19 protein-coding genes are annotated in these 22,288 nt (G+C 58.5%); 12 read left to right on the plus strand and 7 right to left on the minus strand.

Annotated elements, in window-relative coordinates; all coding sequences use genetic code 11:
- Positions 1 to 18 precede the first annotated feature (18 nt).
- The 3 genes from CJU81_RS20420 (at position 19) to CJU81_RS20430 (ending at position 3,461) form a co-directional block, all read left to right on the plus strand.
- Positions 19 to 1,383, plus strand: a complete 1,365-nt coding sequence (locus tag CJU81_RS20420; RefSeq protein ID WP_095038006.1) for a nucleobase:cation symporter-2 family protein — start codon at positions 19 to 21, stop codon at positions 1,381 to 1,383.
- A gap of 150 nt (positions 1,384 to 1,533) precedes the next feature.
- Positions 1,534 to 2,319, plus strand: coding sequence for an outer membrane protein OmpK (locus CJU81_RS20425; RefSeq protein ID WP_095028688.1), 786 nt, complete (start codon positions 1,534 to 1,536; stop codon positions 2,317 to 2,319).
- Positions 2,320 to 2,675: 356 nt separating this feature from the next.
- Complete coding sequence (locus CJU81_RS20430) at positions 2,676 to 3,461, plus strand: outer membrane protein OmpK (protein ID WP_095028689.1); 786 nt, start codon at positions 2,676 to 2,678, stop codon at positions 3,459 to 3,461.
- An 18-nt stretch (positions 3,462 to 3,479) separates the two neighbouring features.
- Here the strand turns inward: CJU81_RS20430 and CJU81_RS20435 are convergent, their stop codons facing one another.
- Entirely contained in the window at positions 3,480 to 4,082 is a 603-nt protein-coding gene (locus CJU81_RS20435; RefSeq protein ID WP_095038007.1) for a TetR/AcrR family transcriptional regulator, read from the minus strand.
- A 233-nt stretch (positions 4,083 to 4,315) separates the two neighbouring features.
- Between CJU81_RS20435 and CJU81_RS20440 the strand changes: the two genes are divergently transcribed.
- The gene (locus CJU81_RS20440; protein ID WP_095038008.1) at positions 4,316 to 5,518 is read left to right on the plus strand and encodes an MFS transporter; all 1,203 of its coding nucleotides are present in this window, start codon (positions 4,316 to 4,318) and stop codon (positions 5,516 to 5,518) included.
- Here the strand turns inward: CJU81_RS20440 and CJU81_RS20445 are convergent.
- Positions 5,515 to 6,456 carry a DUF808 domain-containing protein gene (locus tag CJU81_RS20445; protein WP_095038009.1) on the minus strand — a complete coding sequence of 314 codons (942 nt, stop codon included), beginning with the start codon at positions 6,454 to 6,456 and terminating at the stop codon, positions 5,515 to 5,517. The two genes, CJU81_RS20440 and CJU81_RS20445, sit on opposite strands and share 4 nt — an antisense overlap.
- A 132-nt stretch (positions 6,457 to 6,588) precedes the next feature.
- On the opposite strand from CJU81_RS20445, the gene CJU81_RS20450 reads away from it, so the two are divergent.
- A complete protein-coding gene (locus CJU81_RS20450) occupies positions 6,589 to 7,197 on the plus strand; it encodes a TetR/AcrR family transcriptional regulator (protein WP_095038010.1) in 609 nt (202 codons plus the stop codon).
- A gap of 97 nt (positions 7,198 to 7,294) precedes the next feature.
- On the opposite strand, the gene CJU81_RS20455 is transcribed toward CJU81_RS20450, so the two are convergent.
- Positions 7,295 to 7,735 carry a GlcG/HbpS family heme-binding protein gene (locus CJU81_RS20455; RefSeq protein ID WP_095038011.1) on the minus strand — a complete coding sequence of 147 codons (441 nt, stop codon included), beginning with the start codon at positions 7,733 to 7,735 and terminating at the stop codon, positions 7,295 to 7,297.
- Positions 7,736 to 8,001: 266 nt separating this feature from the next.
- On the opposite strand from CJU81_RS20455, the gene gcl reads away from it, so the two are divergent.
- The 7 genes from gcl (at position 8,002) to CJU81_RS20490 (ending at position 16,697) form a co-directional block, all read left to right on the plus strand.
- Positions 8,002 to 9,777 (plus strand): glyoxylate carboligase, encoded by a 1,776-nt coding sequence (gcl, locus tag CJU81_RS20460; protein ID WP_095038012.1) that lies wholly within the window; start codon positions 8,002 to 8,004, stop codon positions 9,775 to 9,777.
- Between the two features lie 55 nt (positions 9,778 to 9,832).
- Positions 9,833 to 10,615, plus strand: a complete 783-nt coding sequence (gene hyi / locus CJU81_RS20465) for a hydroxypyruvate isomerase (protein ID WP_095038013.1) — start codon at positions 9,833 to 9,835, stop codon at positions 10,613 to 10,615.
- A gap of 30 nt (positions 10,616 to 10,645) precedes the next feature.
- Positions 10,646 to 11,536 carry a 2-hydroxy-3-oxopropionate reductase gene (locus CJU81_RS20470; protein WP_083369559.1) on the plus strand — a complete coding sequence of 297 codons (891 nt, stop codon included), beginning with the start codon at positions 10,646 to 10,648 and terminating at the stop codon, positions 11,534 to 11,536.
- A 144-nt stretch (positions 11,537 to 11,680) separates the two neighbouring features.
- Positions 11,681 to 12,568: an urea transporter gene (locus tag CJU81_RS20475; RefSeq protein ID WP_095038014.1), complete on the plus strand. Its 888-nt coding sequence runs from the start codon at positions 11,681 to 11,683 to the stop codon at positions 12,566 to 12,568.
- Between the two features lie 39 nt (positions 12,569 to 12,607).
- Entirely contained in the window at positions 12,608 to 13,429 is an 822-nt protein-coding gene (locus CJU81_RS20480; RefSeq protein ID WP_095038015.1) for an ion transporter, read from the plus strand.
- A gap of 93 nt (positions 13,430 to 13,522) precedes the next feature.
- Complete coding sequence (locus CJU81_RS20485; RefSeq protein WP_095038016.1) at positions 13,523 to 14,530, plus strand: sulfate ABC transporter substrate-binding protein; 1,008 nt, start codon at positions 13,523 to 13,525, stop codon at positions 14,528 to 14,530.
- A gap of 229 nt (positions 14,531 to 14,759) precedes the next feature.
- Complete coding sequence (locus CJU81_RS20490; RefSeq protein WP_095038017.1) at positions 14,760 to 16,697, plus strand: DNA topoisomerase III; 1,938 nt, start codon at positions 14,760 to 14,762, stop codon at positions 16,695 to 16,697.
- Between the two features lie 3 nt (positions 16,698 to 16,700).
- Here the strand turns inward: CJU81_RS20490 and CJU81_RS20495 are convergent, their stop codons facing one another.
- The 4 genes from CJU81_RS20495 to CJU81_RS20505 form a co-directional block, all read right to left on the minus strand.
- Positions 16,701 to 17,543, minus strand: coding sequence for a PhzF family phenazine biosynthesis protein (locus tag CJU81_RS20495; protein ID WP_095038018.1), 843 nt, complete (start codon positions 17,541 to 17,543; stop codon positions 16,701 to 16,703).
- Between the two features lie 169 nt (positions 17,544 to 17,712).
- The gene (locus tag CJU81_RS24170) at positions 17,713 to 17,844 is read right to left on the minus strand and encodes a putative transporter small subunit (RefSeq protein ID WP_016781520.1); all 132 of its coding nucleotides are present in this window, start codon (positions 17,842 to 17,844) and stop codon (positions 17,713 to 17,715) included.
- Positions 17,826 to 19,493, minus strand: a complete 1,668-nt coding sequence (locus CJU81_RS20500; protein ID WP_095038019.1) for a sodium:solute symporter family protein — start codon at positions 19,491 to 19,493, stop codon at positions 17,826 to 17,828. The genes CJU81_RS24170 and CJU81_RS20500 overlap by 19 nt, the downstream gene beginning before the upstream one ends.
- 448 nt (positions 19,494 to 19,941) lie before the next feature.
- Complete coding sequence (locus CJU81_RS20505) at positions 19,942 to 22,194, minus strand: proprotein convertase P-domain-containing protein (protein WP_254924899.1); 2,253 nt, start codon at positions 22,192 to 22,194, stop codon at positions 19,942 to 19,944.
- Between the last annotated feature and the right edge of the window lie 94 nt (positions 22,195 to 22,288).

The raw sequence follows: 22,288 nt of genomic DNA on the forward strand, positions 1-22,288 counted from the left end.
AAATGACCGAGGTGTTGCATGTCCGATTTAACCGAACCGCGCATAGCCGCCGTGACCGCCCCGCCCCCGCTGGCGCGGCTACCCATGCTGCAACTGATCCTGGTCGGTTTGCAGCATGTGCTGCTGATGTATGGCGGCGCCGTGGCCGTGCCGCTGATCATCGGACAGGCTGCAGGCCTGAGTCGTGAAGAGATCGCCTTTCTGATCAACGCCGACCTGCTGGTCGCGGGCGTGGCCACCATCGTGCAATCGCTGGGTATCGGCCCCATGGGTATTCGCATGCCGGTCATGATGGGCGCCAGCTTCGCCGCCGTTGGCAGTATGGTGGCAATGGCCGGGATGCCGGGTATCGGCTTGACCGGGATCTTCGGCGCGACCATCGCCGCGGGCTTTTTCGGAATGATCATTGCGCCATTTATGTCCAAGGTGGTGCGCTTCTTTCCACCCTTGGTCACCGGCACTGTCATCACGTCGATCGGCCTGTCGCTGTTCCCCGTTGCGGTCAACTGGGCCGGTGGCGGCAGTGCGGCTGCGCAATTCGGCTCACCTGTGTACCTGGCCATCGCCGCCCTGGTGCTGGGCACCATTCTGTTGATCAACCGTTTTATGCGTGGTTTCTGGGTCAATGTGTCGGTCTTGATCGGTATGGCCTTGGGCTATGTGCTTTCCGGCGCCATCGGCATGGTCGACCTCTCTGGCCTGGACAATACGCCGTGGTTCCAGGTTGTCACCCCGTTGCACTTCGGCATGCCGGAGTTTCATTTGGCACCGATTCTTTCGATGTGCCTGGTGGTGGTGATCATTTTTGTCGAGTCCACCGGGATGTTCCTGGCGCTGGGCAAAATCACCGATCAGGAAGTCACCCCGCGCATGCTGCGACGCGGCTTGTTGTGTGACGCTGGCGCTTCGTTTATCGCCGGCTTTTTCAACACCTTCACCCACTCCTCCTTCGCCCAGAACATTGGCCTGGTACAGATGACCGGCGTGCGTTGCCGCTCGGTGACGATCATGGCCGGTATCTTCCTGATCACCCTCAGCTTGCTGCCGAAAGCGGCGTACCTGGTGGCCTCGATTCCGCCTGCAGTATTGGGTGGCGCCGCCATTGCCATGTTCGGCATGGTGGCGGCAACCGGGATCAAGATCCTCCAGGAAGCCGACATCGCCGACCGCCGCAATCAGTTGCTGGTGGCCGTGAGCATCGGCATGGGCCTGATCCCGGTGGTGCGCCCCGAGTTCTTCGCCCACCTGCCACTGTGGATGGACCCCATCACCCACAGCGGTATCGCCATGGCCGCCGTCAGCGCGGTGTGCCTGAACCTGATGTTCAATGTGCTGGGCGGCTCCGAACGCGCAGCCATGAGCGGGCATGTGCATCAGCACTGAGCCCTGACCCTCACACCAACCCTCTCCCAATGGGAGAGGGGCTGATCGGTGGTGTTCCTGAGCGCTCGCACGACCAATCCCCTCTCCCTCCGGGAGATGGCTAGGGAGAGGGGCTCTCGCTTTACAAAAACAATAAAAAGGGAGTTACCCATGAACTGCAAACACTGGGGCGTCACGCTCGCAGGTGGACTTTTGGCTGCCAGCCAGACAATGGCCGGCGATCTGTTTTTGTGGCAAACCAACAGCCTGACCTACCTATACGGCAAGAATTTCGCGATCAACCCGTCGATCCAGCAAACCGTCACTTTCGAACATGCCGACAAGTGGAAATACGGCGACAACTTCCTGTTTGTCGACCGCATTTTCTACAACGGCAAGGATGACCCCAACAAAGGCCCGCACACCTATTACGGTGAGTTCAGCCCGCGCCTGTCGTTTGGCAAGATTTTCGACCGCAAATTCGAATACGGCCCGATCAAGGACGTGCTGCTGGCCATGACCTACGAGTACGGCGAAGGCGACAGCGAGGCCTACCTGATTGGCCCCGGGTTTGATCTGGCGGTGCCCGGCTTCAACTATTTCACCCTTAATTTCTATCGCCGCCATACCGAGGGGCCGCGCCCTGGCACCGGGGTCTGGCAGATCACTCCGTCGTTTTCCTACACCATTCCCGTGGGCCGCTCCAATGTGCTGATCGACGGCTATATGGACTGGGTGGTCGACAACGACCAGAACTCACGCGGCACCTACCATTCCAACCTGCACTTCAACCCGCAGATCAAATATGACCTGGGCAAGGCCCTGAACCTGGGTGAGAAACAGCTGTATGTCGGGATTGAATACAGCTACTGGAAGGACAAGTACGGCATCGAAAGCAGCAGCCGCCTGGACACCAACCAGAACACCGCCAGCGCCCTGATCAAAGTCCACTTCTAAGCTCGTTACTGTGCATGCTCTGTTATTGCTCGCCCTGGGCTTTAACAGAGCACTTGAGTGCAAACGCCAGAGCCCGTATCCTGCGCGCCCGCTTAAACGCGACGTTTTTCAAAGCTGACTTTAAAGCCAACTTTTGCCTTTATATCAAAGGTTTACGGCCTGCCTGTCGCCACCTGCACTCAACTGCCAACGCGCAGTCGAGGGTTTATTAATGGCTATAAAACAGGTATGGCCCCGAACTTGCAAAAGCACTAAAGCTGACCATAAAGGCAACTTTTAAAATCATGAACCAAGGCGCCACAACAGAGCGCCACGTTCGCACTACTGCACAACTTTTATTTTTTGGAGCTAACCGAATGAAGCGCACACTTACCGGCCTGATGCTTGCGGGGAGCATGCTGGGCGGGGCTCCGGCAGTTGCCGGCGACCTGCTGCAATGGCAAACCAACAGCCTGACTTACTTGTACGGCAAGGACTTCCAGGTCAATCCGAAAATTCAGCAAACCATGACCTTCGAGCATGCTGACAGCTGGAAGTACGGCGACAACTTCTTCTTCCTTGACCGTATCTTTTACAACGGCAAGAAAGACGGCAACGTTGGCCCGAACACCTATTACGGTGAATTCACCCCACGTTTGTCGTTCGGCAAGATCTTCGACCAGAAGTTTGAATTCGGCCCGATCAAAGACGTGCTGCTGGCCATGACTTACGAGTTTGGCGAAGGCGACACCGACGCCTACCTGATCGGCCCGGGTTTCGACCTGAACGTGCCAGGCTTTGACTACTTCCAGTTGAACTTCTACCAGCGCTTCCCGGAAGGCAGCCGTGCCGGCCGAGGCGTGTGGCAGATCACCCCGGTGTGGTCCTACACCCTGCCCCTGGGCAACTCCGATGTGCTGATCGACGGCTACATGGACTGGGTGGTCGACAACGACGAGAACTCCCGCGGCACCTACCACGCCAACCTGCACTTCAACCCGCAGGTCAAATACGACTTGGGCAAGGCACTGAGCTGGAGCGCCAAGCAACTGTACGTCGGTGTGGAATACGACTACTGGAAAAACAAGTACGGCATCGAAGACAGCGGCGCATTCAAAACCAATCAGAACACCACCAGCCTGCTGGTCAAGTACCACTTCTGATGCACCGCCCCGGGCGCTTCAACGCGTCTGGGGCACTCGCAGCAACCCCCGCAGCATCAGGTCCAGGCTATCCAGCGCAGCCGCCAGACGCTGCGGCGGGTTTTGCGCTTCGGCAATCCAGAACGACGCATCCATCAACCCGCCCTGAATCAGACGCGCCAGCGCCTCGGGATCGGTGCGTTGAATCACATCGGTGTCCATCAGGCTTTGCAGCATCGATGCCATCGACAGGCAGCACACCGACTGGGTGTTCTGCACGTATTGCGAACCCAGCACCGAAGGCGCATCACGCAACAGAATGCGCTGCACTTCGACTTGCAGGGCCATTTCCAGATACAGCCGGCACTGATCCTGAAAGCCTTGCCACAGGCTCTCTGCCTGCTCAAGCACCTGCGCCAGCTGCGCATCCAGCTCGGCATCGATCTGTTGGGCCACGGCCTTGAACAAGCCTTTCTTGTCACCAAAATGGTGATACAGCGCGCCACGGGTCAGCCCCACCGAGGCGGTCAATTCGTCCATCGACGTCTGCGCATAACCCACTGAACTGAAAGCCAGACGGGCCGCTTCGAGCAGCTTGCCACGGGTTTCTTCAATCATCTGCGACCGAGCTTTGGGCGCCATGCCTGTCACCTTTATTTTTGGATACGCGACGTATGTTAATTGACATACGCCCTGTATGCGTATATTTCTACATACGCCGCGTATGTAGCATTCACGAAAAACCTGTAGTCGCTGCCGCAGGCTGCGAAGGGAGCTGCGGGGCGTTTTGGAAAACGGGTTGCAGAGCAACCCTTCGCAGCCTGCGGCAGCGACTACAGAATCAAATTGTGTCCACCCAATGTTCCGGAGCTTGTATGGCCAACCCCTATCGCGAGATTTTCAGCGCCCCCGGCACCAAGGCTTTCAGCGGTGCGGGCCTGATCGCGCGGATGCCGATCTCAATGGTCGGCATCGGCATCATCACCATGCTGGCGCAATTGCAAGGCTCCTATTGGCTCGCCGGCGGCGTAGCAGCCACCTTTGCCCTGGCCACGGCCCTGCTGGCACCGCAAATTTCACGCTGGGTCGACCGCTACGGCCAGAGCCGCATCCTGCCCGGCGTCACTGCCATTGGCGTCAGCGGTCTGCTGGCCCTGCTGCTGTGCAGCCATTTTGGCGCGCCGGACTGGACGCTGTTTGTATTCGCCGCACTGTCGGGCTGCATGCCCAGCATGTCGGCGATGGTGCGGGCACGCTGGACCGAGCTGTACCGCGGCTCGCCCAAACTGCATACGGCGTTTTCATTCGAGTCGGTACTCGATGAGGTGAGCTTCATTATCGGCCCACCGATTTCCGTGGGCCTGAGCGTCGCGTTGTTCCCCCAGGCAGGGCCACTGGCGGCAGCCATCCTGCTGGCCATTGGCGTCAGTGTGTTTGTGCTGCAACGCAGCACCGAACCACCGGTACACCCGCGTAGCAGCGAACACCAGGGCACGGTTTTGCGCCAGGGCGCCGTGGTGGTGTTGCTGCTGGCCCTGCTTGGGCTGGGCACGATTGTCGGTACGGTGGATGTGGTCAGCGTGGCCTTTGCCCAGCATCAGGGCCAACCGGCTGCCGCAAGCATTGTGCTGTCGATGTACGCCTTGGGATCGTGCGCTGCCGGGCTGGTGTTCGGCATGCTCAAGTTGAACATGCCACTGCCCAGGCTGTTTGTGCTCGGTGCCCTGGCCACGTCAATCACGATGGTACCGCTGCTGTGGGCCGACAGCATCGCCACCCTGGCCGTGGGCATGCTGATCGCCGGGCTGTTTTTCGCGCCAACTCTGATCACCGCCATGGGCCTGGTGGAAAACATCGTCCCGCCCGCCAAGCTGACCGAAGGCCTGACCTGGATGATCACCGGTCTGGGCATGGGCGTGGCCCTGGGTGCGGTACTCGGCGGCTGGGTGGTGGACGCGTACGGCGCCCAGGCCGGCTTTACCGTGTCGTTGGCAGCTGGCGGCATCATGTTGCTGTTCGCCGTGCTCGGCTACCGCCTGCTGCAAGACAGCACCCTGCCCCGCGCCGCCTGCGCCTAAGCCTTGATGGCGTGCCAGACCTTGCTTGCAGCGGACACCACCGCCAGCACCACCGCACCGGCAATGATGCCGGCGACGGCGTTGAGCAGGGTCGGCACGATGGCCGAGACCACGCCCAGCCATTGCGCGCTGCCTTGTGCCACGCCTTCAACCCAGTGATGCAACGGCGGTACGCCGTGGGTGAGGATACCGCCGCCGACCATAAACATGGCCGCCGTGCCAATCACGGTCAGGCTTTTCATCATGTACGGGGCGGCATTCAACACGCCACGGCCAAAACTGCGCTGGAACCGTGGCCAGGCCCCGTCGCCGGTTTTTTTGCTCAGGTACAGCCCGCCATCGTCGAGTTTGACGATGCCGCCTACCACGCCATACACCCCGACCGTCATCACAATGGCAATGCCCGACAGCACCACCACTTGCTGCATCAGCGGTGAGTCGGAGACGATCCCCAGAGTGATGGCAATAATTTCGGCGGACAGGATAAAGTCCGTACGAATGGCACCCTTGACCTTGTCCTTTTCAAACGCTGCCAGATCGACTTCAGCACCCGCCAGGGACTCCTGCAAGGCCTTGCGCTGGCTTTGAGCGTCGGCCTTATTGTGGGTCAGACTGTGGGCGACCTTCTCGAACCCTTCGAAACACAGATAAGCGCCGCCCACCATCAGCAGCGGCGTTACCGCCCACGGCGCGAAGGCACTGATGGCCAGCGCTGCAGGGACCAAAATCGCCTTGTTGCGAAACGAACCCTTGGCCACGGCCCACACCACCGGCAACTCACGGTCGGCGCGCACGCCCGAGACCTGCTGGGCATTGAGTGCAAGGTCGTCACCCAGCACGCCGGCGGTTTTTTTGGCGGCCACTTTAGTCATCAGAGCGACGTCATCGAGCACGGCGGCGATATCGTCGAGCAACATCAGCAGGCTACTGCCAGCCATAAGAAAACGTCCTTTAAGATTGAATGGCCACAAGCATAGCGCGTGCCGGCCTGAAAGCTGCAATCTTGAGCCGCTTGCAAGCCCGGTGCTACCATGCCCCACCGCCCCAGCAGGCAAGGACATATCGGGTTTATGAGCAGTATCCGCGAGCGTAATAAAGAACTGATTTTGCGTGCCGCCAGCGAAGAATTCGCTGACAAGGGTTTCGCCGCCAGCAAAACCAGCGACATCGCGGCCAAGGCCGGCGTGCCCAAGCCCAACGTCTACTACTACTTCAAATCCAAGGAAAACCTCTATCGCGAGGTGCTTGAAAGCATTATCGAGCCAATTCTGCGGGCATCGACGCCGTTCAATGCCGATGGCGAACCCAACGAAGTGCTGAGCAACTATATCCGCTCAAAAATCCTTATATCGCGTGACCTGCCGTTTGCTTCAAAGGTGTTTGCCAGTGAAATCATGCACGGCGCCCCGCACCTGAGCGAAAAACAGGTCGAACAGCTCAACGGCCAGGCCCAGCACAATATCGCCTGCATCCAGACCTGGATCGACCGTGGCCAGATTGCCGCCATTGACCCCCATCACCTGATGTTCAGCATCTGGGCCGCGACCCAGACCTACGCCGACTTTGACTGGCAGATCTCGGCCATTACCGGCAAGGCAAAGCTCGACGACAGCGACTACGAAGCGGCTACACAGACCATCATCCGGTTGGTGCTCAAGGGCTGCGAACCGGACCGGTAAACCGCGCCGGGACATTCGCGAGCAGGCTCGCTCCCACCCTGCTCGCAATCTGTGGGAGCGAGCCTGCTCGCGAAGGCGGTCAATCACTCAGCCCAAATCAAACCGCCACCCCCGCATCCGCCCGCAAGCCCAATACCTCGATCGCACTGATCGCACATTGCTCGTCGATGTCCGAGGTATCACCGCTGATACCCACTGCGCCGATCACCTGCCCCGCCTCATCACGAATCAACACCCCCCCAGGCGCCGGTACTACATCGCTCTGCCCCATACCGTTAAGTGCGGCGAAGAATGCCGGACGCTGTTGCGCATCCAGCGCCAGCAAACGCGAACCCTTGCCCAGCGCAATCGCGCCCCAGGCCTTACCTATCGCGATGCTGGGACGCAGCAAACTGGCCCCGTCTTCGCGCTGCAACGCCAGCAAATGCCCGCCACTGTCGAGCACCGCCACCGTCAGCGGTGCGGCACTGATCTGACGCCCGACGCTCAAGGCCTGAGCAGTCAGTTCTAAAGCGACTTTCAAGGTTAAAGCACTCATGGTTGCCATCCTTATCTTGTTATGGAAAGCCTTCTGCACACCTCGAAAGGCGCACCGGATAACAACAATAGAACACAATACAAATGCACTTTGTATACAATTTTTAGCTGCTCAAAAATTAAATATCGACGCTACCGCCCAAATACAGGGCTTTCGACTCTGCAGTCACTGATTCGATAAAAGCCATTGACCTGCACAGCAGAGGATGAATACACTCGCTCAACAGCCACTTGTATACAATTACAAAACGTAAGAGGCACAAAACAATGAGCAAAATGAGAGCAATCGAAGCCGCCGTTCTGGTGATGCGTCGCGAAGGTGTCGATACCGCATTCGGTATCCCGGGTGCCGCCATCAACCCGCTGTACTCGGCCTTGCAAAAGGTCGGTGGCATCGATCACGTCCTTGCTCGCCACGTCGAAGGCGCCTCGCACATGGCCGAGGGCTACACCCGCACCAAGGCTGGCAATATCGGTGTGTGCATCGGTACTTCGGGCCCGGCAGGCACCGACATGGTGACGGGCCTGTACAGCGCTTCGGCCGACTCGATCCCGATCCTGTGCATCACTGGCCAGGCCCCACGGGCACGCATGCATAAAGAAGATTTCCAGGCAGTCGATATCACCACCATCGTCAAGCCCGTCACCAAGTGGTCAACCACGGTGATGGAGCCGGGCCAGGTGCCTTACGCCTTCCAGAAAGCCTTTTACGAAATGCGTTCCGGGCGCCCTGGCCCGGTGCTGATCGATTTGCCGTTCGACGTGCAGATGGCTGAAATCGAATTCGATATCGAAGCCTACGAACCGTTGCCACTGGCCAAACCCACGGCCAACCGGCTGCAGGCCGAAAAAGCCCTGGCCATGCTCGATCAGGCCGAACGTCCGCTGCTGGTCAGCGGTGGCGGCGTGATCAATGCCGACGCCAGCGACCTGCTGGTGGAATTCGCCGAACTGACCGGCATCCCGGTGATCCCGACCCTGATGGGCTGGGGCACCATCGCCGATGACCACCCGCTGATGGTGGGCATGGTCGGCCTGCAAACCTCGCACCGCTACGGCAACGCCACCCTGCTCAAATCCGATGTGGTGCTGGGCATCGGCAACCGCTGGGCCAACCGCCATACCGGTTCGGTGGATGTCTATACCGAAGGCCGCAAGTTCATTCACGTGGATATCGAACCGACCCAGATCGGCCGGGTGTTCAACCCGGATCTGGGCATCGTTTCCGACGCCGGTGCTGCGCTCAAGGTGTTCCTTGAAGTGGCCCGCGAATGGAAAGCCGCCGGCAAGCTGAAAGACCGCAGCGCCTGGCTGCAAGACTGCCAGCAACGCAAAGCCACGATGCAGCGCAAGACCCACTTCGACAACGTGCCGGTCAAGCCGCAGCGCGTGTACGAAGAGATGAACCAGGTGTTCGGCAAAGACACCTGCTATGTCAGCACCATTGGTTTGTCGCAGATTGCCGGCGCGCAATTCCTGCACGTTTACAAGCCGCGTCACTGGATCAACTGCGGCCAGGCTGGCCCGTTGGGCTGGACCATCCCGGCAGCACTGGGGGTGGTCAAGGCCGACCCTAGCCGCAATGTGGTGGCGTTGTCGGGTGACTACGACTTCCAGTTCATGATTGAAGAACTGGCCGTGGGCGCACAGTTCAACCTGCCGTATATCCACGTCGTGGTGAACAACTCCTACCTGGGACTTATCCGTCAGGCACAACGCGGGTTTGAAATGGACTACTGCGTGCAGCTGTCTTTCGACAACCTCAATGCACCCGAACTCAATGGCTACGGTGTCGACCACGTTGCGGTCGCCGAAGGCCTGGGTTGCAAGGCATTGCGCGTGTTCGAACCGAGTGAAATTCAGCCTGCCCTGCGCAAGGCCCAGGAGCTGATCAAGGAATTCCGCGTACCGGTCATCGTGGAAATTATTCTGGAACGCGTGACCAATATCTCGATGGGCACCGAAATCAACGCCGTAAATGAGTTTGAAGACCTGGCGCTGGTGGGTAACGATGCACCGACCGCCATTTCGATGCTGGATTAATCAATAGCCCTTACTTCGCCCTCTCCCACGGGAGAGGGAACCACAGGAGTCCACCATGCCGCGTTTTGCCGCCAACCTGTCCATGCTGTTCACCGAACAGGATTTCCTTGTCCGTTTTCAAGCGGCTGCCAACGCTGGTTTTCATGGCGTTGAATACCTGTTCCCCTACGACTACAACTCGGCCGACATCAAGGCTCAGCTCGAAGCCAACAAACTGACCCAGGTGCTGTTCAACCTGCCGGCCGGTGACTGGGCCAAGGGCGAGCGCGGGATTGCCTGCCTGCCGGACCGGGTTGAAGAGTTCCGCGCCGGGGTCGACCTGGCCATTGCCTACGCGAAAGTACTGGGCAACGACCAGATCAACTGCCTGGCAGGCATCCGCCCCCAGGGCGTGGACGACGCCACGGTCGAAAACACCTTCGTCGCCAACCTCAAATATGCCGCCGACAAGCTACAGGCGGTGGGCATCAAGCTGGTGATGGAGTCTATCAACACCCTCGACATTCCAGGCTTCTATCTCAACAACACCCAGCAGGCCCTGGCGATCCAGGAAAAGGTCGGCAGCCCCAACCTGTTCCTGCAATACGACATCTACCATATGCAAATCATGGAGGGCGATCTGGCCCGCACCATGCAAACCCATCTGCCCCAGATCAACCATATCCAGCTGGCTGACAACCCGGGCCGCCACGAACCGGGCACCGGCGAAATCAACTACCGCTTCCTGTTCGACCACCTCGACCGCATCGGCTATCAGGGTTGGGTTGGCTGTGAGTACAAGCCGCTGACCAGCACCGAAGCCGGTCTTGTATGGCTCAAGACCCACAACGCGGTGTAATTGCCTTAAATAAAAACAAGAGGATTTGTCATGGCTAAAATCGGATTTATCGGCACCGGCATCATGGGCTCACCCATGGCCAGCAACCTGCAGAAGGCCGGGCACAGCCTGTTTCTGTCGACCCACCACGGCGCCGCACCGGCCGACCTGGTAGCCGCCGGCGCAATCGCCCTGGCCAGCCCGCGCGAAGTGGCCCAGGAAGCCGAATTCATCATCGTCATGGTGCCGGACACCCCTCAGGTCGAGGACGTGCTGTTTCGTGAAGACGGTATCGCCGCGGGCCTGAGCCCGAACAAGGTGGTGATCGACATGAGCTCGATCTCCCCTACCGCGACCAAAGCTTTCGCTGAAAAAATCAATGCCAAGGGTGCGCAGTACCTCGACGCGCCGGTATCCGGCGGTGAAGTCGGCGCCAAGGCCGGCACCCTCAGCATCATGGTCGGCGGTGACGAAAAAACTTTCGCCCGCGCCCTGCCCCTGCTGCAGAGCATGGGCAAGAACATCACCCTGGTCGGCGGCAATGGCGACGGCCAAACCGCCAAGGTGGCCAACCAGATTATCGTCGCCCTGAATATTCAGGCCGTGGCTGAAGCTCTGGTGTTTGCTGCGAAAAACGGCGCTGACCCGGCCAAGGTTCGCGAAGCGCTGATGGGCGGATTTGCTTCCTCAAAAATCCTCGAAGTGCACGGCGAGCGCATGATCAAGGGCACTTTCGACCCGGGCTTCCGTATCAGCCTGCACCAGAAAGACCTCAACCTGGCCCTGGCCGGTGCTCGCGAACTGGGGATCAATCTGCCCAACACCGCCAATGCCCAGCAAGTGTTCAGCACCTGTGCGGCCATCGGTGGCAGCAACTGGGACCACTCGGCGCTGATCAAGGGCCTGGAGCACATGGCCAACTTCTCGATTCGCGACAAGTAAGCCCACCGGTCTCCCCTTCGTGGGGAGACCGTACTACCTGTAGTCGCTGCCGAGGCACGAAGGCTGCGAGTTCTTGATCATGCAGGGAGCCAATCAAGAGCTCGCAGCCTTCGTGCCTCGGCCAGCGACTACCAGGTAACAGTCATGAGTTCAAACCCCTGCCCCGACTGGGCGACGGCCCTGTGCGCCGGGTTCAGCCAGATCTTCCTCCAGCGTCATCCTCTGTGCGGTGTACTGTGTCTGCTGGCCATCCTGATCAGTGCCCCCACCCTGCTCGGTGGCGCCTTGCTTGGCGGTATTGCCGGGCTCCTCACCGCGCAACGGCGCGACTACCCCAAGGCCGAGCGCCAGGCGGGCCTCTACAGCTACAACGGCATCTTGCTGGGGCTGCTGCTAAGCCACCAGCTTGAATGGTCGGCCCTGCTGCCCCTGCTGATCATTGCCAGTGCCGGGCTGAGTACCATGCTCGTGCACCAGTGGCTCAAGCGCGCCAGCCACGGGCAAAGCCTGCTGGCCTATACCACGCCGTTTGTGGGTATTGGCTGGATCCTGCTGCGCCTGACCAACCCGCCTGCACAAGCCTTGGAGCACACCCAGGCAGTTAATGGCCTCACGCTGGTACCGGGGCTGCTCAAGGGCATTGCTCAGGTCATGCTGCTGCCACACCCGCTGGCCGGGCTATTGATCGTTATCGGCCTGTGGCTCAGCAGTTGGCGGGCGGCGCTTTGGGCCATCACCGGCTCACTGGCCGGCATGCTGTTTGGCCTGTATCAACAAGACACCGCCGCCGCCCTGGACGGCCTGGCCGGCTACAACCCGGCCCTCGCCGCTCTGGCCTTGAGCCAGCAACCACGCCGGCCCTGGCTTCCCGTGGCGGGCATCATTGTGACCTTGCTGATCACACCGGGCTTTATTGCCCTGGGCCTGGCGCCCCTGACCGCACCTTTTATTCTCGGTTGCTGGCTGGTGCACGCCAGTGTGCGCATCCTGCGCCCCGCACAAGAACAATGCAGGTTGCGCATTGAGCGTTAATACTCGAACCTTCTGACATTTGGGCATCGAGCAACCTGCATGAATAACAATGACTGGCGCCAACGCCTGTATGTGATGGTCTTTCAGGCCGACACACCTGCGGGGCGACGCTTCGATACGGCTTTGCTGCTGATCATCCTGTGCAGCCTGGTGGTCGTGGTACTCGACAGCATCAACAGCATCCACCGCGACTACGCCAAAATGCTGGCCTATATCGAGTGGGGGTTCACCTTTGTATTCGCCGTCGAATACGGCCTGCGTCTGTATTGCTCGCCCAAACCGATGCGTTACGCCTTCAGCTTCTACGGCCTGGTGGATCTGCTGGCCATCGTGCCGGGAATTCTGGCGATCTATTACAGCGACGCGCAGTACCTGCTGATCATCCGCATCATCCGAATGTTGCGGATTTTTCGTATCCTCAAGCTGCGCCCCTACCTGAGTCAGGCCAACTACCTGCTGTCAGCCCTGCGTGGCAGCAAGCAGAAGATCATCGTGTTCCTGGTCAGCGTCTCGACCCTGGTCACGGTATTCGGCAGCCTGATGTATGTCGTCGAAGGGCCGGAAAACGGCTTTACCAGCATCCCGGTGAGTATCTACTGGGCCATTGTCACGCTGACGACTGTGGGCTTTGGTGACATAGTGCCCAAAACCGTGCTGGGCCAAGTGATCTCGGCGATGGTGATGATCACCGGTTACTCGATCATTGCCGTGCCCACCGGCATCTTCACTGCCGAACTGGCCAACGCCATGCGCGGCGAGCAACTCAAACATGACTGCCCCACGTGCAAGAAGAACAACCACGAACAATCAGCGTCTTTTTGTTCGCGATGCGGTAATGCGCTATTTACCAAAAACGTATAACCACAGTACTTTTTAATCTTTTAAGGACTATACGTCAGCCGCTATAGTTGCTGGCAATATGCCCCTATTGCTCCCTATAACAAGGAATTCGCAGTGAAAAAACTCTTTGGTGCATCAATTCTGGCCGCTGGCCTTGCCCTTGGCAGCGTGGCTAACGCAGCGACCCCGCCACCACTGCTGAACGTGTCCTATGACGTGATGCGTGATTTCTACAAAGACTACAACGCGGCCTTCCAGAAGCACTGGGCGCAAGAGCACAACGGCGAAAAGCTCAACGTACAAATGTCTTTCGGCGGTTCCAGCAAACAGGCCCGATCGGTGATTGACGGCCTGCCGGCTGACGTCATTACCATGAACATGGCCACCGATATCAACGCCCTGGCCGACAATGGCAAGCTGGTCCCGGAAAACTGGGTTACCCGCCTGCCGGACAACAGCGCGCCGTTCACCTCTGCCACCGTGTTTATCGTGCGTAAGGGCAACCCCAAGGCGCTGAAAGACTGGCCCGACCTGCTCAAGGACGGCGTACAGGTAATCGTGCCCAACCCTAAAACCTCGGGTAACGGCCGCTACACCTTCCTTTCGGCCTGGGGCTATGTGCTGAAAAATGGCGGTGACGAAACCAAGGCCAAGGACTTTGTGGCCAAGCTGTTCAAGCAGGCCCCGGTTCTCGACACTGGCGGTCGTGCAGCGACCACCACCTTTATGACCAACCAGATCGGCGACGTGCTGGTGACCTTCGAAAACGAAGCGGAAATGATCGCCCGGGAATTTGGCCGCGACCAGTTCGAAGTGATCTACCCGAGTGTATCGGCTGAAGCCGAACCGCCAGTCAGCGTGGTCGATAAAGTGGTCGACAAAAAAGGCACCCGTGCCACGGCCGAAGCCTACCTCAAGTACCTGTGGTCGCCTGAAGGCCAGGAAATCGCGGCCAAGAACTACCTGCGCCCGCGTGACCAGGCAATACTGGCCAAGTACAACGACCGCTTCCCGAAAGTCGACTTCCTGTCGGTTGAAAAAACCTTCGGCGACTGGCGCGACGTGCAGAAAAAGTACTTCAACGACGGCGGCGTGTTCGACCAGATCTATAACGGGCAATAATTCCACCACCCTCAATAGCCCCGTAGTCGCTGCCGAGGAACGAAGGCTGCGAGCTTTTAACTTGCAGCGATGGGAATCAAGAGCTCGCAGCCTTCGTTCCTCGGCAGCGACTACGGGCAGAGCATTACCCCCCCGTAATAGCTGTACAAAAAACCAGTAAAAAAACTTGCCCTCGCGCCCGACTCTGCCCATGCTGTGCATCTTCTGCGATGCGTGAATGAGTTGAGCGATGCGGCTGTTTCTGTGTGAAAAACCCTCCCAGGCCAAAGATATTGCTGCCGTGCTCGGTGCCAGCCGACGTGGTGATGGCTGTTGGGTCGGCGCCAATGCCACCGTCACCTGGTGCATCGGCCACCTGCTGGAAACCGCCCCGCCCGACGCCTACGACGAACGCTACAAGCGCTGGGTACTGGCTGATCTGCCGATCATTCCGGAAAAATGGAAAATGCGCGTCAAGCCCAAGACCGCCAGCCAGTTCAAGGCCGTCAAGCGCCTGCTCGGCGAAGCCACAGAACTGGTCATCGCCACCGACGCCGACCGCGAAGGCGAGATGATTGCCCGCGAACTGGTCGAGCACTGCCGCTACCGCGGCCCCATCCAGCGTCTGTGGCTGTCGGCCCTGGACGACGCGTCGATCCGCAAGGCCCTGGCCGCGCTCAAGCCCGGCAGCGAGACCTTCAACCTCTACCACTCGGCCCTGGGCCGCTCGCGGGCCGACTGGCTGATCGGCATGAACATGAGCCGGCTGTTCACCCTGCTAGGCCGTCAGTCGGGCTATCAAGGCGTATTGCCAGTGGGCCGGGTGCAGACCCCGACGCTACGGCTGGTGGTCGACCGTGATCGCAGCATCAGCGACTTTATCCCCGTGGCCTACTGGGCCATAGACGTTCAGCTCAGGCACGACGGGCAGTTATTCACCGCGCAATGGCGGGCCGATCCCGACACCTGCGACGACCAGGACCGCTGCCTCAACCAGGCCCATGCCCAACAGGCCGCAAGTGCAATGCAAAGCGCCAGCAGCGCGCGAGTGGTAAAGCTGCGTACCGAGCGCATGCGCGAAGTCGCGCCATTGCCGTTCGATCTGGGCACGCTGCAGGAGGTGTGCTCAAAAAAACTCGGCCTCGGCGCTCAGGAAACCCTAGATGTCGCCCAGGCGCTGTACGAAACCTACAAGGTCGTCACCTACCCGCGCAGTGATTGCGGCTACCTGCCCCAGAGCCAGCACAGCGAGGCCACTTCGATTCTGGCAGCCTTGCAGCAGGCTGACCCGTCACTCGCGCCACTGGCCGGCCATCTGGACCCGCAACGCCGTTCACGGGCATGGAACGACGCCAAAGTCAGCGCCCACCACGGCATCATTCCTACAGCTGCTGCGAAAAATATTGAACGCCTGAGCGGCAAACATCGTGCGGTATATACCCTGATTCGCGCACGTTACCTGGCGCAGTTTCTGCCCAACCACGAATACGACCGCACCCAGGCCGATTTTGATTGTGCAGGGCAAAACCTGCGGGCCGTCGGCAAGCAGATCGTCGAGCCCGGCTGGAAGCGCGCCCTGCCCGAGGCCCTGGCTCCGGCCAAAGGCCGCGAAGCCCCGGCTCCACAGCCCCTGCCGTTATTGCGCGAAGGTCTGGATTGCGCGATTGCTGCCGTCAACCTCAAGGACCTGTGGACCCAGCCACCCAAGCCCTTCACCGAAGGCGACCTGATCAAGGCGATGAAAAACGTTGCCAAGCTGGTGCAAGATCCGCTGCTCAAACAAAAACTCAAGGACACCACCGGTATCGGCACCGAAGCCACCCGCGCCGGGATCATCCAGGGCTTGCTCGATCGTGGCTACCTGAGCAAAAACGGCAAGGCCCTGGCGGCGACCGCCCCCGCCTTTAGCCTGATCGACGCCGTGCCCCGTGCCATCGCCGACCCCGGCACTACGGCCATCTGGGAACAGGCACTGGACATGGTGCAAAGCGGCGAAATGACCCTCGACATATTCGTCGCCAAACAGGCGGCCTGGATGAGCAAACATATCGAACGATGCAGCGCCATGACCATGACCATCAGCGGCCCTGCCAGCCCGGCGGGAGTTGCGCCGGCCTGGAAGAAAAAACGCAAGGCCACGACGGGCAAGGCCAGGCCCAAGCGCACCGTCAAAGCCAAAGGCGCTTGAGCCTCATAGCTGCAATTGCCCCGAAATACAGGTCACGGCCGAACCACCTACCCAGATATCTGCGCCAACCTGTTCGATAGACACCCGCCCTGCCCGCCCCATGGCGGTGCCCTGGCTGGCCACATAGCGCGACGGGGCCAGGCCCTCGCCGATCAGCCACTGTGCCAGCCCGGCATTCAGGCTGCCGGTCACCGGGTCTTCGGGCATGCCCTCACCGGCAACAAAAGCGCGCACTTCAAACTGCGCCTCATCACCGTCCCGCTCCGGGCTCCAGGGAGCCACAACACCAATGGCCAAGCCCGACAACTGCGCGTAGTCAGGTTTCAAAGCCAGTAGCTGCTCGCGATCACCTAACAACAGCGCCACCCAGCCGGGGCCATTGTCGACCCAGCGGGCCTGCACGACAGTGTGCGGCGCGATGCCCAGGCCACGGCAGATGCGTTGCAGCAACTCATTCTCGACGCCACCCGAGCGCAGCAACGGCGGTGCCGTAAAGGCAAGTTGCTTGCCCTGTCTGCGAATGCGGATCAGCCCTGCCGCACACTCCTGCACAATTTCCTCACCACGGGGCACCCCGCCGGCTTCCAGCCAGGCATGGCAACTGCCCAGCGTGGGATGCCCGGCAAAAGGCAGCTCGTTGAGGGTGGTAAAAATTCGCAGGCGGTAATCAGCTTCAGGGCTTTGTGGCTTCAGTACAAAGGTGGTTTCACTCAGGTTGGTCCAGCGCGCGAAGTCGGCCATTTGCGCATCGCTCAGGCTGTCCGCATTCAACACCACGGCCACCGGGTTGCCCTTGAGGGCAATGCTGCTGAAAACATCAACTTGTTTGAATTCAAATGGGCGCATGACCGACTCCTGATAATGATCAGAAGCACCCTACACAATCCAGATAAAAAACGCGCGGCCCTGGTAGTCGCTGCCGAGGCACGAAGGCTGCGAGCCCTTGAGCTTGCAGCGATGCGAATTAAGAGCTCGCAGCCTTCGTGCCTCGGCAGCGACTACAGGGTCAAGAACGTCAGACCAGGTCTGTACCCTCACGTTTAGCCTTGCGCATATCGCGCCACAGGCTGACGCACAGGGTCAGCATCACCGCTCCGGCAATGGCCGGCCAGATCAGGACATACAGGGTCAAAGCGAAACTGGACATGGGGTGGCTCCTTTTTCAGTGGCAGGTTCGACGTTGTGGTGGAAGGCCACGACGCGCTCGTTGATGCAGTCAAAATCAAAGGTTTCATTGGCCAGCAAGCTCACCAGCACACACACCACGGTACTGACACCGTAGGCGGTCAGTGAACTGAGCAACACCGGGTAATCACGCAGAAAGCCAAACGCGAAAGGCGCCAGTATCAAGAACGCCAGCCCCCCCATGACAAAACCCACGCGCTTGCCAAAAAAGCCGAACGCCATCAGGCCAATCACCACCCCGCCACCGATCGAGGCACAGAGCTCAAAGAACAGCGCCACTGCGCCTTGCATCTGCAGCAGTTCGAAGCGGGCGACCAAGAACATCACAAACCCGGCAATCGCCGCACTGGTAAAGGCAGCGTTGGTAATCCGCTGCCAATACAGGCTGGCAATAACCGGAAAGACAATGGCGCCCCATAACGCGCCGACAAAAATCAGCATGGTCAGGATGTCGAGTTTCATGCTGGCAAAGATCATCGCCAGCATGGTTGCCAGCACCATGGTCAGGCGCCCGACAAACAACATGGTTTTTGGATTCGGTTTGCCCTTGGCAATATTTTTGCCATAGACATCGGTCATCACCAGCGCCGACAAGGCGGACAGATCGGAATCTGCCGTAGACGACAGCGAACCGATCACCATAATGAAAAACAGCCCCACTGCAAACGGCGGCAAGTAGGTCGAGGCCATTTGCGGGATCAGGTTATTGAGGTCGCCATCCTGCGGTTCGATACCCGCCAGCAAAGCCAGAAACCCCAACATCCCCAGCCCGATCACAATCGAGGCATAACCGATGGTGGCGGTGACGAATGTCGACTTCATCAAGTCTTCACGCACCGCAAACAGGCGCTGGGCGATGGTCTGGTTACCAATGGCGTAGGCCAGCACGGCTACGAAGTAAGGGGCGCCCTGCTCCAGAATCGCGGTTTTCGAATAGAAGCTGGCTTGCTCGGGGGTGATCCTCGGCATGCCCTGGGCGAAGATTTCAGGGCCGCCCAGCTGGAAGAAAATAATCGGAATAATCACCACAGCAGCAAAGATCATGGCGAATAGCTGACCGAAATCAGTCAGCACCGATGAACGAAACCCCGACCAGATGGTGTACGTCAGAATCCCGACACCGGCGATAAGTACGCCATGGGTAAAGCTCAGTGGCGAAAGTACCGCTACCAACGCGCCGGCGGCGGTGAAATTGACCATCAGGCTGATCAGACTGCCGACAATATTCGAACCCGCCAGAATCATCTGGCTGGAGCGCCCGTGCCGAGCGTGCATGATCTCCGCCAGGGTGTGGGCCTTGGGCGCCAATTGGCGGAAACGCCGGCCAAAGGGGTAGATAAACAGGATCATCAGCGCGCCCCAGAAGCCGTAATGCAACGCCCCCGAGATACCGAACTTGTAGCCCGCACTGGCGGCGGCGTAAAACGAAGCAGCCCAGATCCAGGTCGCCGTCATGCTGGCGGCCGACATGCCAAAGCCGATGGAGTTATTGGAAACCATATAGCCGTCGACATTTTCGTCCTTGCGCCCAACGCGCAACGACACCAGAAAGGTCAGGCCATAAAAACAGAACAGAAGCAGCAACACGGTGAAGGTGGAAAGTTGAAACATTCCTTTCTCCTTTTTTATACGCGCACAGTCGTTTCAGACGCAACGAAAAGCCAGAATCGGCAAGCGCAACAACCCGGGTTTCCTGACAGGCAGGCGATAACGGACAGCGGTCCGTGGGTTGTCAAAGTGATGGCTGGCAAGTGACGGAACGCAAGGGGCGTCCCAGGTCAAAAGGCAAAGCGTGCGCTAGCACGTTGAGCCGGTGCTTGCAGCAATGGCCGGCAGGTGCCGGGAGATAAGTCCAGCGTCAGTGGCAGATTGCCCTGGCGCGAACGAAGGGGAAGTATACAGATTTGGGGAGTATTTGGCTGGAAGGGGCAGCCAATAAAAACGCCTGTTCAAGGGTGAAGAACAGCGAGAAATTTTTTGATTGGGCTTTCAAAGTAATTCTGGCAAGAAATCGAAGGCGGTTTCTCGACCGCCCTCATCCTTACCCACTTGATATCCGCTACCGCCAATTTGCAGCAAGAGCCGGTTGGAAGCTCTGTGGATCAGGAACAGTGATGCTGGTCAAGTTGGCAGCAGGTGGATCAAATGCTGCCATTGCTTGCACTAAATTATCGGCCCTTTGCAAAAAGGGAGTTGGCTGATGTCGCTCATGCAACTTGTTTAAATCAATACCTCGCTCCGCCAGAATCTCATCAAAGGTTTTAATTTCCCTGTCTTTCCAACGATCATTGATGGCTGCCATACTTTCTTCGAAAGTAGGTGTTTTGGGATGCTGTATCGGAGAAACAGGGCGCAGCACCGCAGGCGACACATCAGTATTTGGCCGTTTGATAGAGGACTCCAACGTACCTGATTCGCCAACAACGGGCCGCCACCAAGCAGGCCTCACCACTTCAGTCGCGATAGGAACCAACTCCAGAGCATGGCTGGAAAAAATAAAATCGGTCTTTTTTAGTTGGGAAATATCCAACGCATCCAGATAAAGCAATTGAACCTTGCCGCCAGCAGGATCAAGCGCTGTGGTGGTGATCTCTATGCCGTGAATATGAGACATCCCGTTGATCGTCCCACGATTGCTTTTGCTGATTACGAGTTGTTCGAAACTGGTTATGCCCGTTTGACTCAAGTCGATTTTATCGATGCCCTGCCTGAAACCTCTGAGCGCATTCATATAGTTGGCTACCCCCGGCTGCCGGGCGACCACAAAAGTGTCTGAGCTTGCACTGTCGTGGCTGTACACCGTACCGGCCAGGGATGCTACAAACCGGCCGTCATCCCCCGTGGTGATACTGACGCCCTTGGAACCACCGTTCAGAACGACAATCCCCAGCGTTTCTTGAGAAGTTAACCCGGGTGCGTTGCTGTTAACGTAAGCCGCTGGCGCCACAAATGTATCTTGAAACATGAAGTGTGCTGCTGTGAGTTTTGATGCGATCTGATTTTTCAGCAAAAGCGACTGAGCATCCCCCAGCTCAACATAGACCTCAGCGCCACGTTGCGTGATGAGCAGATTGTCGAAGGTCTTGCCGGTAAAACCAACCAGATTAATGATCTCGCCATAGGCAGCATCGTAGTTCATCACAATGTCACTACCACTACCTCGGCGATGGATCACAAAGAAGTCTTTACCTGCACCGCCCATCAAGATGTTGTTGCCCCGACCACCATCGAGTAACGCATTTGCAATGCCTGCGACCAGCGTGTCATTGCCATCGCCAGTCACAATATTTTGAATAGATGAAGGGCTGTTTATCCGCAGTGCGGCCCCGCCGATGCTTCCAACACCTGTTATCAGATTAATCGCCGTATCACCGGATACTGCCGCAGCATTGATTGTATTACGCCCACCAGCAGTGCCGTTCACGGTGTCATCCAATACACCACGGTTTGCCTGTGCAGTAACTGCCTGAATGTACTCGTTTGTGTAAAAGTACGTATCGTCCGCAGTGGTCTTGCTGCCGTACAAATGTAATGACCAACTGTTCAGTTTTACGGGAAGCCCTGTAGCAGCGTCGGTTACTTCAAGCGTCCATTCACCGGCCGAGCGCTCACCCCAGTCATGCGTGCTCATAAACGTGTACTTGAATGCACCTGACCGGGTACTGCCGACGTCCGCGTTATTCGCACCAGGCATGCCCGCGGGCACTTTTCCTTGCCGGTTGAGCAACACGCTTTGCGTACCATCTGGAGAGACAAGCTTAAGCGTCAGATCCCCCAAACGCCCTACTTGAGCACCAAAATCGATTTCGACATGCTCGATGTTCAAGCCAGCATCCATCATCAGGCTTGATTTGAAGGTCTCGCCAGAGACCAGGCTTTTGCCAAGATCGCCGCTCGATGTACTGAAAACAGACTCATTGGCACCTGTACTCTGTGACATCCATGACTCAGACAAACGCACTGCAGCGCGAGCATCAACCAGACCAAAACCGTAATCATTACTGGTGTGCATGCCTGCACCATTCCAGATGCGAGCACCATTGTCACGCCATACAGTGGACGGATCATTGATCTTGCGCGCTGACAGCGCCAAGATCTGCTGAACATCTCGGTATCCCAAGTTGGGATTGGCCTGAAGCATTAATGCAACAATGCCCGAGACTATAGGCGCAGCAAAACTGGTGCCTTGCATTGCACTGTAGCTATTGCCAAAAGTTGAACCCCGATCAGTTTCCAGCATGTGGCTGGTGGATACGACATTACTGCCTGGGGCCGAGATCAACAGGCTGGCGCCTGGATTGGAAAAAGGCATCGAACCTGTTTGTAAAGGGCGGTCTCAAGGAACAAGTGCAACAGTCAGTTAATTTTTCTGAGCATGCTAATCACGAAACTGGGCATTCCCGCCT

This window comes from Pseudomonas fragi (assembly GCF_002269505.1).
Lineage (GTDB): Bacteria > Pseudomonadota > Gammaproteobacteria > Pseudomonadales > Pseudomonadaceae > Aquipseudomonas > Aquipseudomonas fragi_D.